The 14,783-nt window shown below is 64.8% G+C and carries 19 protein-coding genes and 1 pseudogene; 17 read left to right on the top strand and 3 right to left on the bottom strand.

Translation table 11 applies throughout. From position 1 onward, the window contains the following. The first annotated feature begins 100 nt into the window (after window positions 1–100). The 4 genes from ACWDX9_RS01450 to ACWDX9_RS01465 all read left to right on the top strand — a co-directional run bounded on the left by ACWDX9_RS01450 (window position 101) and on the right by ACWDX9_RS01465 (window position 2,794). A complete protein-coding gene (locus ACWDX9_RS01450) occupies window positions 101–391 on the top strand; it encodes a phosphopantetheine-binding protein (RefSeq protein WP_449947653.1) in 291 nt (96 codons plus the stop codon). Next, on the top strand, window positions 388–801 hold the full coding sequence (locus ACWDX9_RS01455; RefSeq protein ID WP_449947656.1) for a helix-turn-helix domain-containing protein: 414 nt from the start codon (window positions 388–390) through the stop codon (window positions 799–801). The genes ACWDX9_RS01450 and ACWDX9_RS01455 overlap by 4 nt, the downstream gene beginning before the upstream one ends. Next, a complete protein-coding gene (locus ACWDX9_RS01460) occupies window positions 798–1,739 on the top strand; it encodes an ImmA/IrrE family metallo-endopeptidase (RefSeq protein ID WP_449947658.1) in 942 nt (313 codons plus the stop codon). Before ACWDX9_RS01455 ends, ACWDX9_RS01460 begins: the two co-directional genes overlap by 4 nt. Window positions 1,740–1,939: 200 nt before the next feature. Continuing rightward, complete coding sequence (locus tag ACWDX9_RS01465; protein WP_449947661.1) at window positions 1,940–2,794, top strand: hypothetical protein; 855 nt, start codon at window positions 1,940–1,942, stop codon at window positions 2,792–2,794. A 76-nt stretch (window positions 2,795–2,870) separates the two neighbouring features. Here the strand turns inward: ACWDX9_RS01465 and ACWDX9_RS01470 are convergent, their stop codons facing one another. After that, the gene (locus ACWDX9_RS01470; protein WP_449947664.1) at window positions 2,871–3,905 is read right to left on the bottom strand and encodes a nucleotide kinase domain-containing protein; all 1,035 of its coding nucleotides are present in this window, start codon (window positions 3,903–3,905) and stop codon (window positions 2,871–2,873) included. Window positions 3,906–3,962: 57 nt separating this feature from the next. Here ACWDX9_RS01470 and ACWDX9_RS01475 point away from each other — a divergent pair, with 57 nt between their 5' ends. Both ACWDX9_RS01475 and ACWDX9_RS01480 read left to right on the top strand, forming a co-directional pair. Next, window positions 3,963–4,253 carry a hypothetical protein gene (locus ACWDX9_RS01475; RefSeq protein WP_449947667.1) on the top strand — a complete coding sequence of 97 codons (291 nt, stop codon included), beginning with the start codon at window positions 3,963–3,965 and terminating at the stop codon, window positions 4,251–4,253. Between the two features lie 270 nt (window positions 4,254–4,523). Then, window positions 4,524–4,849, top strand: a pseudogene (locus tag ACWDX9_RS01480) (ArsR/SmtB family transcription factor). On the opposite strand, the gene ACWDX9_RS01485 reads toward ACWDX9_RS01480, so the two are convergent. After that, window positions 4,832–5,857 (bottom strand): hypothetical protein, encoded by a 1,026-nt coding sequence (locus ACWDX9_RS01485; protein ID WP_449947670.1) that lies wholly within the window; start codon window positions 5,855–5,857, stop codon window positions 4,832–4,834. The pseudogene ACWDX9_RS01480 and the gene ACWDX9_RS01485 sit on opposite strands and share 18 nt — an antisense overlap. Before the next feature lie 350 nt (window positions 5,858–6,207). Further along, entirely contained in the window at window positions 6,208–6,348 is a 141-nt protein-coding gene (locus ACWDX9_RS01490) for a hypothetical protein (protein WP_449947673.1), read from the bottom strand. Between the two features lie 402 nt (window positions 6,349–6,750). Between ACWDX9_RS01490 and ACWDX9_RS01495 the strand changes: the two genes are divergently transcribed. The 11 genes from ACWDX9_RS01495 to ACWDX9_RS01545 all read left to right on the top strand — a co-directional run bounded on the left by ACWDX9_RS01495 (window position 6,751) and on the right by ACWDX9_RS01545 (window position 14,731). Continuing rightward, window positions 6,751–7,041 (top strand): hypothetical protein, encoded by a 291-nt coding sequence (locus tag ACWDX9_RS01495; RefSeq protein ID WP_449947676.1) that lies wholly within the window; start codon window positions 6,751–6,753, stop codon window positions 7,039–7,041. Continuing rightward, the gene (locus ACWDX9_RS01500) at window positions 7,038–7,562 is read left to right on the top strand and encodes a DUF6879 family protein (protein WP_449947678.1); all 525 of its coding nucleotides are present in this window, start codon (window positions 7,038–7,040) and stop codon (window positions 7,560–7,562) included. Before ACWDX9_RS01495 ends, ACWDX9_RS01500 begins: the two co-directional genes overlap by 4 nt. A 23-nt stretch (window positions 7,563–7,585) precedes the next feature. Further along, the gene (locus tag ACWDX9_RS01505) at window positions 7,586–8,464 is read left to right on the top strand and encodes a helix-turn-helix domain-containing protein (protein ID WP_449947680.1); all 879 of its coding nucleotides are present in this window, start codon (window positions 7,586–7,588) and stop codon (window positions 8,462–8,464) included. A gap of 126 nt (window positions 8,465–8,590) precedes the next feature. Then, window positions 8,591–9,757, top strand: coding sequence for a hypothetical protein (locus tag ACWDX9_RS01510; RefSeq protein ID WP_449947683.1), 1,167 nt, complete (start codon window positions 8,591–8,593; stop codon window positions 9,755–9,757). Continuing rightward, complete coding sequence (locus ACWDX9_RS01515) at window positions 9,684–10,370, top strand: 3'-5' exonuclease (protein WP_449947685.1); 687 nt, start codon at window positions 9,684–9,686, stop codon at window positions 10,368–10,370. The genes ACWDX9_RS01510 and ACWDX9_RS01515 overlap by 74 nt, the downstream gene beginning before the upstream one ends. After that, window positions 10,345–11,013: a dTMP kinase gene (gene tmk / locus ACWDX9_RS01520; protein WP_355193209.1), complete on the top strand. Its 669-nt coding sequence runs from the start codon at window positions 10,345–10,347 to the stop codon at window positions 11,011–11,013. Before ACWDX9_RS01515 ends, tmk begins: the two co-directional genes overlap by 26 nt. A gap of 117 nt (window positions 11,014–11,130) precedes the next feature. Continuing rightward, on the top strand, window positions 11,131–11,961 hold the full coding sequence (locus ACWDX9_RS01525; protein ID WP_449947688.1) for an SAM-dependent methyltransferase: 831 nt from the start codon (window positions 11,131–11,133) through the stop codon (window positions 11,959–11,961). A gap of 41 nt (window positions 11,962–12,002) precedes the next feature. After that, window positions 12,003–12,350, top strand: coding sequence for a hypothetical protein (locus ACWDX9_RS01530; protein ID WP_449947691.1), 348 nt, complete (start codon window positions 12,003–12,005; stop codon window positions 12,348–12,350). A 496-nt stretch (window positions 12,351–12,846) separates the two neighbouring features. Next, window positions 12,847–13,188: a hypothetical protein gene (locus ACWDX9_RS01535; RefSeq protein WP_449947694.1), complete on the top strand. Its 342-nt coding sequence runs from the start codon at window positions 12,847–12,849 to the stop codon at window positions 13,186–13,188. 71 nt (window positions 13,189–13,259) lie between these two features. Beyond that, window positions 13,260–14,531 carry a methyltransferase, FxLD system gene (fxlM, locus tag ACWDX9_RS01540; protein WP_449947696.1) on the top strand — a complete coding sequence of 424 codons (1,272 nt, stop codon included), beginning with the start codon at window positions 13,260–13,262 and terminating at the stop codon, window positions 14,529–14,531. A gap of 11 nt (window positions 14,532–14,542) precedes the next feature. Beyond that, the gene (locus ACWDX9_RS01545) at window positions 14,543–14,731 is read left to right on the top strand and encodes an FxLD family lanthipeptide (protein WP_449947699.1); all 189 of its coding nucleotides are present in this window, start codon (window positions 14,543–14,545) and stop codon (window positions 14,729–14,731) included. The last annotated feature ends 52 nt before the right edge of the window (window positions 14,732–14,783 follow it).

The following is a 14,783-nucleotide window of genomic DNA, read 5'->3' on the forward strand; positions in this document are numbered from 1 at the left end:
ACTCCTCTGTCGGGTTATCCGGCACGCCTTGAAGGATAACCAGGAGTGTGGCATTCTCGGACCAGGTTCGCAGGAAAATTCGACAGCCGAGGAGGGGAACATGGCTGCGGATATGACGCGGGAGGGAGTGATTGAGGTCACCGTCACCCTCATAGCCGCTGAGCAAGATCGAGATCCGGCTGAGCTGCGGGAGGAACTGGAGAGCAAGGGCTCCGAGCTTCCGATCGACTCACAACTGATCGCGGAGGTACTGGCTCGAGTTGAGGAACATTTCGGGGTGCGCATCCCAGCCGACAACGAGGCCGCCCGATCTCTCCGGTCGCTACACACGTTCGCTACCACGATTCTCGCCGCAGCCACCAGGGCTGTCGCGAGTCAGGAGGTTTCATGACTGTCCCTGAAGGTCAGATTGCGCGAGACTCCGACTGGGATCCGAGCTGGGAACTGGTCGGGGAGCGACTGCGTGCCGCCCGCGAATATCTGAACTTCTCTCAACAGCACGTCGCAGATCGGACAGGGATTCCACGAACCGCCATCAGCGACATCGAGCGTGGAGCACGGAAGGTTGACAGTCTGGAACTGCGCAAGCTGGCGCGATTCTATCGACGTCCCCTCGGCTACTTCCTAGACGAAGACGCCGAGGCTGCGATTGCCGACCACGCGGCCGCGATGCTCGCACGGGCTCTGGGGCCGCTCAGTGACGGCGACCGACAGCAGGTGGTCAAGTTCGCAGAGTTCCTTCAGTCGGCGTACGCGGCCGAACAGGAGCAGCGAGGGGATACCGGGGAGTCTGGTCGGTGACCTGGGGGCTGGCCCATGGGCGGGCAATGATCAGGGCGGCACATGCACATCGGGACCTAGGGCTGGACCAGAGCCAGTACATCGACGTGTACGAGGCACTCCACCGTGAGGACTTGCTGGTGTATTGCGCACCAATGTCGGCCCTTTTCGGGGCCTATCTGCCGGCCGCCATAGGCCCCACCGGCAGGAAAGCGGGCGTGCTGCTAAACGAGAATCGCAGCGTTATCGATCAACGCCATAGCGCAGCTCATGAACTGGGCCACCATGTTTTCGGGCATGGCGAGTGCGTCTCTGAAGGCTCCCAAGTCTTCGAGGATAATGATCCGGGAGCATGGCCAGTCCGCGAGAAGGAGGCCGAAGCCTTCGCTGCCTGGTTCCTGATGCCCCGCGTGGCGACTCGTAAGGTGATCGCCGCACTGGGCATTGCCGCTGTCACACAGCCCGACGAGGTATACCAGATAGCGCTTCGCCTGGGTACGTCCTATCGGGGGACGCTCCGCCACCTCGTCAATTTGAAGCTCATTTCCCAGACCAACGCCAACAGTTGGGCGCGACTGCCCAAGGGAAAACTGCGAGCCCGAGCTGGCGGTCGGCCCGTCTCTCGGGAGGTAGGTGATGTCTGGGTTCTCGGTCCGGCCGCACACGGCACTACGTTGCACGTGCTTTCGGGTGACCGGCTGGTGATTGACATGCCTCTGGTTGAAGGCTCGGCACAGCCACCAATCCAACCGGCTGGGATACGACTCGCTTACTCCTCTGATGGGGCAGAAGCAGGCATGCTGGAACTTGAGCCCCATCTCGGCCCCCTGGAACTCGACGTAACAACCCAGTTCAGCACTCGGGGACCGTTGCGACTCCAGGCACCGGGAGGGAGCGAATGGGAGGTGACGCTAGTTCCTGTCCGAGTTCCAAGGCACGGCTTCAACGAACCCGCTTGAGTTATGGATCGCAGGCAATCCGCGTCAGACCCAACAGGACGCGGCTTAATTCCCGTGTGACGCCTGCAGTCGAAGAAGCGTCAAACAGGCGTTCCCAGCGTAGGTCTTGGGGCCTGTAGGACCTGCCGTGGCAGGGCTCGTGACTGCGCAGCCGCTCAGCTCGACACCATGATCCGTCTACCGCGAGAAACGGACATCAGATGTCAGTCCTCTGCATCCAAGCATCGAACATCTCCGAAGCCTGGCTCCAGGCTGTACGCGAGCTCGACCGACGGCCAGACCCCCGCGCCCTGCACATGATCGTATCGATAGAGGCACCGACTATCGAGGATGAACCGATTCGAACTGCAGTCGACAGACTGTTGAACGATCTCAAGCAGCCGGGTATCGACACGGTCGCCAACACGATCTTCCCCGCTGCCATTGCGGCCGCCTGCTCCAATCACAAGGAACTCGTGGAGCGCTACCTGCGCTATCTCCCGAGGCTGCGCAAGTTTCCCGGCAATCAGTTCGGTACCTACTTCGCCAGGTTGATCGCATATCCCGGCGTCAAGGGAGAAGTCGATCAAGTCGCTGCCGTCGTAGACCGACTTCAGAAGGGCGGGCGCGCTCCGTTCACCCGCTACGAAGCACTCATCGACCAGCCTGAGGCCGATGGCGTCGTTGACGCCAGGGTGACTACGTTGCAGGGGGACGAATCGTCGAGCGCCGGGCGGGAACTGCATGACGTGGCGTCCGTTCCCATCTACACGCCCGGCAAGGATCGCACTCCAGGCCACTTCCCGTGCCTTAGCCATTGCTCATTCCAGAAGGACTCCGAAGCCCGTGTGCACTTGCTCGCGTATTACCGGAGCCAGTCGATGGTGGAGCGGGCCTACGGCAATTACCTGGGCCTGGGCCGGCTACTGCAATACGTCGCTGATCAGGCTGGGTTGCGTACCGGCCAGCTCACCGTGGTAGCAGGTCAAGCACGGATCGAGATGGCACGTCGCCAAGTGCGGCGCGTGGCGGCGCAACCCGAGATCCTTCCCGGGTTTGTCGCTCGTAGCCGGTGATCAGAACAAGGGACCAGCACCCAAGACTGACGCACGCAAGCTATGTGCATTAAGCACCGGTTGCATTCTGCCCTGATCAAACGGGGTCAGCAGGCGGAATATCGCTTTTATTAATCTTCCATTTGGGAGGAAACCACGCAGTAAGCTGAGATGAATCAGCCTGGTAGCTTTGCTTGATGCGGGTTCGACCACTGATGCCCTGCACGTCGGGGTGAGCGACCCGCGAGTATTTGTCAACTTCGCAGAAGAGGTTTTGACAGTCGATCAGATGCAGGCGCCTGCCAAACAAGCCAGGAAAGTGGAGTCCGAGGCGCTCAAACTGCTCCTCCTGCGTGTCCGACATGTAGCGGATCACCTCGGCCTCAATACCTTGAGCGGCTGGGCCAAAGCATTTTCGGATGCCGTCTCGGGCTCCCGGGCCAGCTACCACAAATTCCATCTCGCTGAAGCTCAAGGCTGACGTGTAGTTCAGGTCGATCAGGAACTGGTACGCGAGAAAGTCACCTATTCCGGGGTGTCCCTTTAGCACGTCAAAAGCGTCCGCCATGGTGGGTGCAGAGGCGATCTTGGCTGGCGCATCGGTTGCCATCATCAGCTCCAGCAGTCGCAGATGATTGCCGTACTTGCGATGCTCGCCAAGGGGCGGTTGCGGGATTACGTAGGCTGGCGAGTACAGACGCTGCCCATCTTCGAACGCAGCGCTAAGTACCGCGTCATATGCCTGCCATGAGTAACCGGACCAACTGATCTCACCGAGCTTGTTGCGCAACAACCGCCAGGTGGAGACTCGGTTGAACAACTTGAACAGCATTACGCGAAAGAACACTTCACGCCATTCGGGCGTTCCTCGATAGATGACTTGGGTGATGAGGTGTTGGCTAACCCGGTCGCTAGCCCGATAGCAATTCGTGAAGCGATGCCTGGTCAAGATCGGATCTGCCGTCCACGGGCCCGCCTGCCCGGCCAGCTTCCGCTCGTACACGCGTTGCCGCTCCGCCGCGAAACGCCAGTAGGTGTCGAACACCGTGGTGGGCATCAGCCGTCGACCTGCGATCATCATCTCCAGTGGGAGCTCGCTGCCGCGCCTCCGCCTAATCGTTGTCGCCGCCACGGGAGGATTATATAACTGATATACATCTCTCCCCAACGATCGAGAGAAGAAGGAGGCATGGAATTCCTCAAGGATTCAGCCAAGCGCACCACGTCCGTGCGGTGGCCGGACGCGATTGACTCCCGGCTTGAAGTCTTGGTGGCCGTGGCGTCTGCAGCAGGAGAGCAGGTTTCGAGAGCGCAATTGCTGGCGGCGTTGGTTGCCGCGGCATCACTCGACGAAGCCGATCTTGCAGCAACGGTGCATGCCTACAGGAGGCAGTTGCATGAGGAGTTCGCCAGGACCACAGCTCAGGTTGAAGATCTCCCACCGGTGAGGCGGGCAGGGCCCAAGCGGCGGCCGAACTGAATCTCTCCAGATTCCACTGTGAGACGGACGGTGAGAGCCGTGATACTCCATCCGGCTCTAGGTCCTCAGCGGCGCCGGCTGGCACGAACCGTCGTGCTCCTGCGGGTCGTACGGGCCTTGGCCGATGCCCCTCAAACCCATAGCGTGACCAAAGGCAGACTCTGGGCGCCCATCACCGAGCACGAGCGCTGGCCCGGAGCGCCAGGCGCAATATCAACCGGATGCCCCGGTGTCGTCGTGACCATCCCCGCAGAAGCATGCTGCGCCCCGATCGCACGTGAGCCGCTCTCGGAGACCGACGCCGCCGACCTTGCCACACTGTTGAAGGCGGTCGCCGACCCGGTACGGCTGCGCCTGCTGTCGATGATCGGCTCGCACCCGGGGGTAGGCGTGCGTCTGCGATCTCACCGACGCCTTCGACCCTGACGGCCCCCACTATCTCTCACCACCTGAAGGTGCGGCGCACCACTGGGCTGATCGACAGCGAGCGACGCGGCACCTCGGTCTACTACTGGATCGTCCCCAAGCAGGTGGCCCGCCTCGGCGAGCTGTTCACACACCACTGGCCGAGTCAGTCATCACTGCATGAGACCTGAGATCGAGATGTCGATCGTCGGTGGCTGCCAACCGGCCGGTCGCGGCCAGGCGTCTAGTTGCGGCCAGAGCGGAGAGACTTGACACGCATACGCCAGCAGTTGCTTCGGGCTACGGGCGGAGGTGAGCGTGGGCCGGAAGGCTTCTCGTACCTGATCGATCGCCGCCACAACATCGGATGGGCATCCGGCGCCTCGTACAACTACGGCGCGCGCTTCGAGTGAGGCTTGGTCGGCGAACAGCACCCCGATAGCCACGAAGTTGGTATTGGCCTTGCCCAGGAGACTCTGCAGCTTCCCTTCCCACACCCAGTCCGGCCTGATCGAAGCCAGGCCAGTCCGGCTAGCCTCCACCAAGAGCAGCGTGGGAGCGGCTGCGGCTTGGCGATTCTTGGCATCCTCGGTGAGCTTGCCGACGATGCGCATCTCGACCTCGCTCATATGATCGGTGAGCTCAGCGCCGGTGACCTCGTACGTCACCCATTCACCGGCTTCTTCGGGTGAGTCCTTCGCGGGTACGCCGCTGATCACCATGTCGACCGTCACCGGCGGGTAGCCGATCTTGAGTGCCTCGACGATCCGGAAGGGTCTCCCTGCCATGGCCTGGACGCGCACATTGGCGCGGATGCTCTCCCGTTCGGCGTCGCTGATGCGAACAGGAGCTACCTCGCACTGGATCTCGATCTGATACCCGGCGCCCTCCAGATCCATATCCAACTCGTCGCGCAGCTCTTCCAAGCTCGGGGTTCGTCGGCTGGTGACCTCGATGCGCAGTCCGCTCATAGCGGGGTTAAGCAGTGCAATGTCCGGCTGAGAAACTCCGCCTTCAGGAAGGAACTCGTATGCGATCCCCGCCTTGGTCAGGTGCGCCGCGACCAGGAACTCGGCGCGTTGTTGCAGACATTCCTCCATGGTGTTGGCAGAGGAGAAGATCTTGCGCTTGGAAGCGAGCCTGGCGGGATTCGCTTGTTGCAGGTCGCAAAGAAGCCGTTCCCACACGTCCAGCGACACGGCTCGTGAAGGCTTTCCCCTCAGGGCACGTAGTGGGTGGTTGGAGTTTCGACGAGTCCACTCGGTGAGCGTGGGCCAGCGGTCAGGGACGTCGGGAGACGTAGCGGCGGTCATTGCGAGGTGTTCCCTATGTCGAGGTGAAGCACCGAGCGCGATGCCACCGGCACGTTCGATCATCATGCCTCAGATCGGTACTGCGTCATGTCCCGTTACAACGAACACCACCCCTCTGCGCTGCCTGTGGGTGATTGCTGGAGCTCGGCGCCGCTCACCAGGCGCAACGTGCCGCCGACGTCGGCCAACGATCGACCTGGCGGTCAGCACGCGAGCCGTTCCGTCCTCCCTTGGGGTTAAGCCGCAGGCAGGATCTCGCTGATCAGCTTGTCGATCCGGGTGCGGATCTCGTCGCGGATGGGGCGGACGGCCTCTATGCCCTGCCCGGCCAGGTCCTCCAGCTTCCAGTTCTCGTACCGCTTGCCGACCTGCGGCACGGCATGTTGATCCGGACAGTTTCGTCTGAAGTCGTTTAGGTCTTCTTGTCGAGTGAGCCGGCGTGCGGTGCTCAAGGCTTCTCAGTTACCTGAGATGCGAGATGTACGGCTCAGTCCGGAGTCATGGGCTACCGCTATTGTCCGCGGTTGGTGGCCCGGTCGACGCCCTTGTGCACCCCGCACCGTGCGGTCGATGAGCTCACGCAGCGCGCTCTCGTCGACGTCGTTGAGCCGTTTCAGGTAGAGGTATCCCTTTCCGGTCCTGTGTGGACCGAGCCGGGCGAGCGCTGATCCGGACCTACCTCTGTACGGGCTGTGCGGCGATGACGCGAGCTGCCCGAACGTCCTAGAACGATCGCGTCTAGAGGGTTGACGGTAGCGCCGAGTCGTAGTCCCCTCGTGGTGAATGTTCTCGAAATCTTCTCTCCGGAGGCAGGTATGAGGGTTACGTTCCTCGGTTCGAACTCGCAGAACGGCGGCTCGCCCACGCTGTACGCCACAGACCGGGGCAGTCTCGTGGTGCGCGGCTACTGCATCACTGATCCGCAGGCGCTCGCCGATCTGGGGGAGGTTCCTGCCGGTGAGGCCGACATCGAGATCCCCCTGGAGTTGCTGAGCTTCTACCAGGCGCTGGCCGCCCACGACGCCGCTACGACCGCAGCGGCCGACGAAAGCGCTGAGGAGGCGCGTTGACCCTGGTTTCCGGCGACGCGTTCGGTGATCTGTTCAGGTCATTCGAGCACACAGCGTTCCGGCTGGAGCCGCGAGAGCGCTACAACTCTCCGGGCGAGCACGAGCCGCTCCGCAAGTTCCTCGCCGGTGAGCCCGACGACCTGGCGTGGAATCGGCCCTGGCTCGACCTCATGGCCGAACACACGGCCAAAGGGAAGTTCGTCCACCGGGTGCGGGTCGTCTCCGTTCCGCTGTCGGACTACTCCCGCTTCGGCTTGTGGTGCGCGGAGTACGCCATTCAGGCCGGCGAGGACATCCGCTACCTGAACCGGGCGCAGGCGCATGGTCTGCCCAACTTCGACTATTGGCTGTTCGACTCCAAGTGGGCCGCCCAGTTGAAGTTCGACGAAGACGATGTGCTGCTCGGAGCCGAGATCGTCACCGACCCGGCCATCGTGGTCGAGCTGGCGGCGGCTCGTGACGATGCTTGGCATCGGGCGATCACTCGTGATCAGTTCCTGTCCGACCTGGCACGAGGGTAGGACGTCTGAGTAGAAAAGGGGGCGTGACCAGCGTTCAGCAAGCCAGAGAGGCGCTCGGCAACAAGCTGCGCACCCTGCGTGCGTCCGCCGGCCTGACGGGCCGGGAACTCGCCGGGCGTCTTTCGTGGCCTGCCTCGAAGATCTCGAAGTTGGAGACGGGGAAGCAGACCCCCACCGAGGCCGATGTCATCAGTTGGGTTGGCGCGACGACCGGCGACGAGCAGGACAGCGCCTCGGTGCTGGCCATGCTGCGCACGATGGAGTCGGCGCACGCGGAGTGGCAGCGGCTTTTGAGCGGGGGCACCCGGCATCATCAGAGCACGTGGGCCGATATGGAGCGGCGGGCCACTCGGCTTCGAGTCTTCGAGCCCGCCTTCATTCCCGGGCTACTTCAAACAGCGGGATATGCCCGTCATCGGCTGGCTCAGGCCATCACCGTGTTCGGGACCACGAACGACATCGACGACGCCGTTCGCGCCCGGCTGGCTCGGCAGGAGACCCTCTATGACTCCCGGAAACGCTTTCACTTCGTGATCACCGAAGCCGCTCTCCGGTACAGGCTGTGCCCGCCGGAGCTGATGCTGCCCCAACTCGATCGGCTGGTGTCCGCCTCGACACTGCCCAACGTGCGGCTCGGAGTCATACCGTTCGGCACGCCGTTCGTCATCGGCCCTGGATGCGGGTTCTGGATCTTCGACGACCGCCAGGTGATCGTGGAGATCTTCTCAGCCGAATTGACGTTGACTCAGGCCCAGGAGATTGACCTGCACGAGAAGGTCTTCGGGGCGATGGCGTCCATCGCGGCCTACGGAGCCAGCGCTCGCGCCGTCATCACACAGGTGATGGGGGAACTCCGTTCGGCGCTGCCCGACGACGATGACGAAAGTCCCAGGACGTCGTAGCTCGATGTTTCACCTCAACCCTTCTGGCCGACGAGATTCGAGAAATCCCTAGAACTTTCCTCGTCGTTCTCCTCACCCCCATGTCACGCTGACAGCGCCATCCACGGTCCTGACCTGGAGAGTGTCGTGAGTTCAGCGTTCATCCCCTTGCTGCCCAGGGAAGCCATCGCCGCGCTGCCGGAGCGGGCCCGCGCTGTGGTCGAGTACCGGAAGTCGGGGCTATCCCTCAACCACGTGCAGGGCTGCCCGCTCGGCTGCGCGTACTGCATCCGGCACACTTACGGACTCTGGGACGCACGCCGACCGCGCGCCTTGATGAACGACGGCGAGGTGGTCGAGCAGCTCGTCAGCCACCGGTATTTCCGGCCGCACGACACCCCGTTGCAGGTCTTCAACCGGGCCACCGACCCGTTCCTGCCGGGCGTTCGTGACCACCTGTTCGCCGTGCTGGAGGACCTGGACGGCCGCGGGCTCACGAACCACGTGCTGGTGATTACGCGCGCTCACGTGGACGTCGGCGACTGCGAGCGGCTCAACGCCTTGAAGAACGTGAAGGTGACGCTTCTGTTCACGTACTCAGGGATTGACGACAAGCGGATTGAGCCGCACCCCTCGGGGATCGCCGTGCGTTCCATGCGGCTGGCCACGACTCATGGGCCGCGCCGCTACCGGACGGTGTTCTACTGGCGGCCCTTGGTGCCCGGCCTGAACGACACCGCGGCCCACCTGGCGCGGGCCGCGAGTCTGTCGAAGTGGGCCGACGCCACGGTGTTCACCGGCCTGTTCTACCGGGACGAGATCGCGGACTACTACCGGGCCAACGGCCTGCCGGAGCCATACCAGGAGACCGCGCGCCGCAAGATCGTCCCTGAGACGATGGAGGAGCGCATCCTCGCGGCGTTCGCCCGCCGACCATCCGACGCACCGCCGCTGTTTCGCAAGACTTCGTGCGCCGTCTCGTACGCCCACGGCCTGCCGGACTACAACGGCCACTACGGCATCAACGAGCTGTGCGACATCTGCCCGGCTGCCCAGCTCGACCTGTGCGCCCAGGCTCATCGAGTGCCGACCGCGCGCCAGTTGCAGGAGGCCGCCGGCGCCCTGCCTGAAGCGGTAGGGATGCGCGTCATCGAGGTCACGGAACGGGCGGCGCAGGTTGAGGGGCTGCCGTCCGAGCAGCCGCGCTACTACCTCCAACACCGGTTCGGCTTTCAGATCCATGACGCCGCCCACCCGCATCGGCAACAACGGCATGGCCGAGCCGAGATCGGATGGGGGAACACGAATGGCTGACATCGATGGTCAGGCCCCGTGGACGGAGTTCCGCTACGCGGTCGCGGATGTCGAAGGCAACGGCCAGCAGCCTCCAGATCTCGTTGAGCTGGCCGTCGTCCTGATCGACCAGGGCACGGTGGGAGAGCCGCTGACGTGGCTGGTGAAGCCTCCGAGGCCGATCACACCTCTGGCCTGCCGCATCCACGGCATTTCCAACCAGCAGGTGGCGTCCGACTTGCCTGTCGCCAAGTACGCCAAGGACATCATGGCGGTCTTCGACGGCGCTGTCTTCGTGGCGCACAACGCTCACGTGGATCTCAGCGTGCTGGCTCGGGAACTGCCCGGCTTCCAGCCCGCCCAGGTCATCGACACTCTGAAGCTGGCCCGCCGCCTCGTTCCCGACCGCCCCTCGTACAAGCTGGGCACGCTCGCGAAGGAATTCGACCTCGCCGCGGACATGCCCGCCGGCCTGAAACCCCATCGGGCTGCCTACGACGCTCTCGTCTGCGCCCGCCTCCTCGCGCACCTCGCCGCCGACGCGGACCCGCTGCCGCTGGCCGCCCTCCTGGCCGAAGCGAAGACGACCTCCTGCGAAGGACCGACCGATGACGCAGCTCAGCCCCTTTTCTGATCACCGACGCGGCCTGTTCATCAGCATCGACGGCCCCTCCGGCGCCGGGAAGTCGACCATCGTCGCGCACCTGTCGCAACTGCTGGTGGCCGATGGCGAGCACGTCCACACCACCGCCGAACCATCCAACGGGGTCCTCGGCAAGATCGCTCGCGAGATGACCGAGACCGTCACCGGTCCCGCGCTGGCCTGCCTGTACGCCGCCGACCGCTACCACCACCTTGAGACCGAGATCAAACCTCACCTGGACGCCGGCGAAGTCGTCCTCTGCGACAGATATGTACCGTCCGCCCTGGTCATGCAGCGCTTCGACGGAGTGGACCCGACATTCCTGTGGGGCCTGAACTCCCTGGCCGACCGGCCGGACTTAGCGGTGGTCCTCGAAGGCGCACCCGAACTGATCGCGACACGGCTGGCGGAGCGAGGGGCGCACAACCGATTTCAGCTCACCCCCAGGTCCAGCCATGCCGAGGCCCACTTCTACCGACAGGCATGCGAGCGGCTCATCCAAGCCGGATACGACGTCCTACGCATCGATATCGGCTCGGCCGACGCCCACCAGATCGCGGTCACGATCAGGAACCGGCTCAAAGACTTCTTCGCCGTACCCGACGACCAGGCACCGAGGGCCGCCGCATGGTGACACCCGCTCCGGTACCAGTCCTGCGGCTCCCCTTCCTCGAAGCGACGGCGAGCCTGGGTAAGCCGCCAGCCCGCACTCGAACCCCAATCCGCCCCCTCCCCTGAAGGTCTCAACCTCATGGACTCCCGCAGCGCAACCCCGGTGAGCTCGGCCGGCCCAGGAACCCCCGGCGATGCCCCGTCGATAGCCCGTGTCTACGACGCCGCGACCAAGGGGAAGGACAACCGGGCCAGCGACCGGGACGTGGTCAAGGCAATGACGGAGATTGCCCCGGAGCTCCCGGAGGCGGCCCGCGCGAACCTGGAGTTCGTCCCACGCGGGGTTGAGGCAGCCTCCGAGCTGGGCGTCACGCAGTGGCTGAACCTCGGCTGCGGCCTGCCGCAGGTAGGCGAGGAAACCACGCTGGAAACGGCCCGCCGCATTCACCCGGGCGCCCAGGTCGCGTACGTGGACAACGATCCCTCGGTCGCCGTCTTCGGGCGGGCGCTGCTCGCGGCGGAGGGCGCGATGATGTTGGAGGCGGACGCGCGGGACGTGAACACGGTGCTTGCACACGTCCGCCGTCATCTCGACCTTCGCGAGCCTGTGGGGATCGTGGCCACGGCGCTGGCGCACTTCTGGCCGGACGAGCAGAAGCCTGGCGACATCCTGCGTCAGTACATGGCGGCATTCCCCGGCGGCTACCTCGTTTTCAGCCACGCTCGGGGCGACCTGCTGACTGCTGACGAGCTCGACCAGCTTCTCGCCGCGTACAAGCGGACCGCCGACATCTACCCGCGCCCGCTCAACACGATCCGAAGCATGTTCCTCGACGGCCTGCCCCTGCTGGAGCCCGGCCTTGTGGAGGCGTCGACGTGGCGGCCCGCCGACCCGATCCCACGCGATGTCGGCAGAGCCCACTTCGTCGCCGCGGTGGCCGCCTTCGGCTCGTGCGCGGAGGCGGCATGAGGCACCGGCGCAACCTACGGCTCACGAGATGGCGGCTCACCGTGGCTACAGGAGTTTCGGGCTGCAACGGTGCGGCACCCGTCGATGACCAGTACGCCGCCACCACGGACGAGTACCCCGACGACGAGAAGGGCGCCCGCTGGGCGGCCGAGCTGCAGGACGAGTACGGAGTGACCGTGTTGGTGCTTTGGGAGGTCGCGGGCAAGCACCTGACCGCGTTCTACAAGGGGCCGACGCCGGAAGGGATCTTCGTCAAGGGGCGTACCCCGAAGGACCTGCGACGGCGCGTGTCCGCGAGGCTCGGCGAGTTGCAGCTCGCCAGGTCGACCCCCGTGCAGTACCCCATCGTCATTGAGACGCTTCCCGGCCTCTTGAGGAGGCTCGGGTGACAAGACGAGACGCGGCCAGGCAGGCGGCCCCGCGCGCAGGCGGGAACGTCACGTCGTGTCTTGGCGCGGCCGGTCGAGGGCGGCTCATCCATGGCCGGCCGTGCACTCCGGCGCGGACCCAAGTCCCGAATCCGAACATCCGTCGTGGTCCGCGCCGCCTACAACTCGCAGTCCCACGGTGGGCCCCTGGCCACCGTGGGCTGCGAGCCCCACCACCCGGCCGTCATCCCACGTATGCGCCGCACCCCTTGGCGCCCCCGCGGCCGGGACCGAGGGAGGCGGATCTAGGCAGCAGTCTGACCGCCTCCCTCACCACCTCCGGGCGTGTGACGCCTGAACCCTGCACGCGAAGGGCCTGATATGGACGCTGGCATCGCATGCGCTGCCATCTTCACCCTCGACACCGTCAGGAGGAGCCAGTGCACGCCGCCTGCTGAGGACGGCGCTGACCGCCCTCCCGTTACTGCTCACGCCACGGCAGAAGACAGTCAGACCCGTGCGGAGAGTAGTGCAGACGATGGCCAGAGCCCGACAACCGCAGGTTGAGCCGGAGCAGGACAAATCCGCGTTCAAGTGGGAGTCGTACAGGACGGTCGGCGGCCCGCTGCGCGTCTCACACACCTCGTGCTGCGGCCGATACGAGTGGGCGTCCGAAGGCGGGCAGTTCTTCGTGCTGTGCCGCACCGGCGACAGCTACGAGGAAACCGGGCGCGGCCTCTATCGCCAAGCCCTCAACATCTACATCGCTCTCGCCGAAGCGCACCACGCCGAGCACCTGCGCTGCGGGGAGACGCCGGAGCCCGACATCTTCCTCAATCGCAAGGGACGGCGCGGCTAACCCGCTCAGCAACCCACCAACAGCCACCATCAACCAGTTGCCCATCACGACAAAGAAGAGGGGACCCATCTGTGACCACCGACAACGACGTCCAGGACGCCGCCGCCCTGCGTGACGCCATGACCACCGCCGTGGCGACCACATGCGCGCAGTGGGGCTTCCCGCTCCCGGTGCAGGTCGAGGCCGCGTTCCGTACGGTTCCCCGGCATCTCTTCGCCCCCGAGGTGTCTCCGGAGAAGGCGTACGCGCTGGATATTGTCGAGGTCAAGCGCAGCGAGCACGGCGTGCTGACCTCCACGATGTCCGCGCCCGAGACCCAGGCCGTGCAGTTGGTGCAGGCTGACATCAGCCCGGGGATGCGGGTGCTGGAAATCGGCTCGGGTGGTTACTTCGCGTCCCTGATCTCGGAGCTGGTTGGCCCGACCGGTCAGGTCACGACCATGGACATCGACGCCGACGTGATCAGCCGAGCCCGCGCTTGCCTGGACGCAGCCGGCTATGAGCGAGTGCGGGTTGCAACCGGCGACGCCGAGTACGGTCTGAAAGGCGATGCCCCCTACGACCGCATCATGGTCACTGTCGGCGCGTGGGATGTCCCTCCGGCCTGGCGTGAGCAACTCGCCCCGCGCGGCAGGATAGTCGTCCCACTGCGGATGAAGGGCATCAGCCGGTCGCTCGCTCTGGAACCTGCGAACGATCATCTCGTCGCCGTGTCGCAGGTGGTATCCGGCTTCGTCTGGATGCAGGGCGCCGGCGCCAATGACGGTCACCTGTGGCTGCTGCGCGGGAAGAAGGTTGGGCTGCGCTTCGACGACGGGAATCTGGAGCGGCCCAGTGCTCTCGATGGCGTCCTGGACAGCGAGCCCGCCGCGGCCTGGTCCGGGGTGACCGTCCAGAGGTCGGAACCGTTCCCGGACTTGGCGCTGTGGATGGCGACCGCGTTCCCTGGCTTCTGCCACCTGGTCGTGGACACCAGTGACGGTGACCCCGGAGTCGCGGTGGAGCCGGGGGGCCGCCGGTTCCCGTTCGCAGCGGTCGATGACGACGGCGACTCCTTCGCCTACCTGTCGGTCCGGCCGGCGGGCGAGGGCGTCGTCGAAATGGGCGCGCACGGTTACGGGCCTCACGGGTCTCAGATCGCCGAGGCCATCGTGGAACAGGTGCGGGTGTGGGACCGCGACTACCGCAACGGCCCCAGCCCCGACTTCGCCGTCTGGCCGATCGGCACCCCTGAGACGGCGTTGCCTGAGGGCGCGCTGGTCATCGACAAGCGCCACACGAAGATCACGATCTCCTGGCCCGACGTAGCTGCTCGGAGCCAGGTAGCCCCACCCACCAAGTGAAGGAGGAAGCAGTGTCCATCGACACCATCGAGGCATCCAACGGGTTGCCTGCCAAGGAGATCCCCGCCGACGAGTTCGAGCTCGACATGCGCGTGATCGAGGCAAGTATGCCGATGCCCGTGCTGGCGTGCGACACCAGCGACGGCTGCAACCCCTCGTGCGCGAGTTCCTGCGCCACCGCCGTCGCCGACCCGTTCTGACGACGGAATGATCCCGCTGTCGGCGCCTGCCCTTGGCGGCGCCGACAGTCCC

Source organism: Nonomuraea sp. NPDC003201 (genome assembly GCF_053590415.1).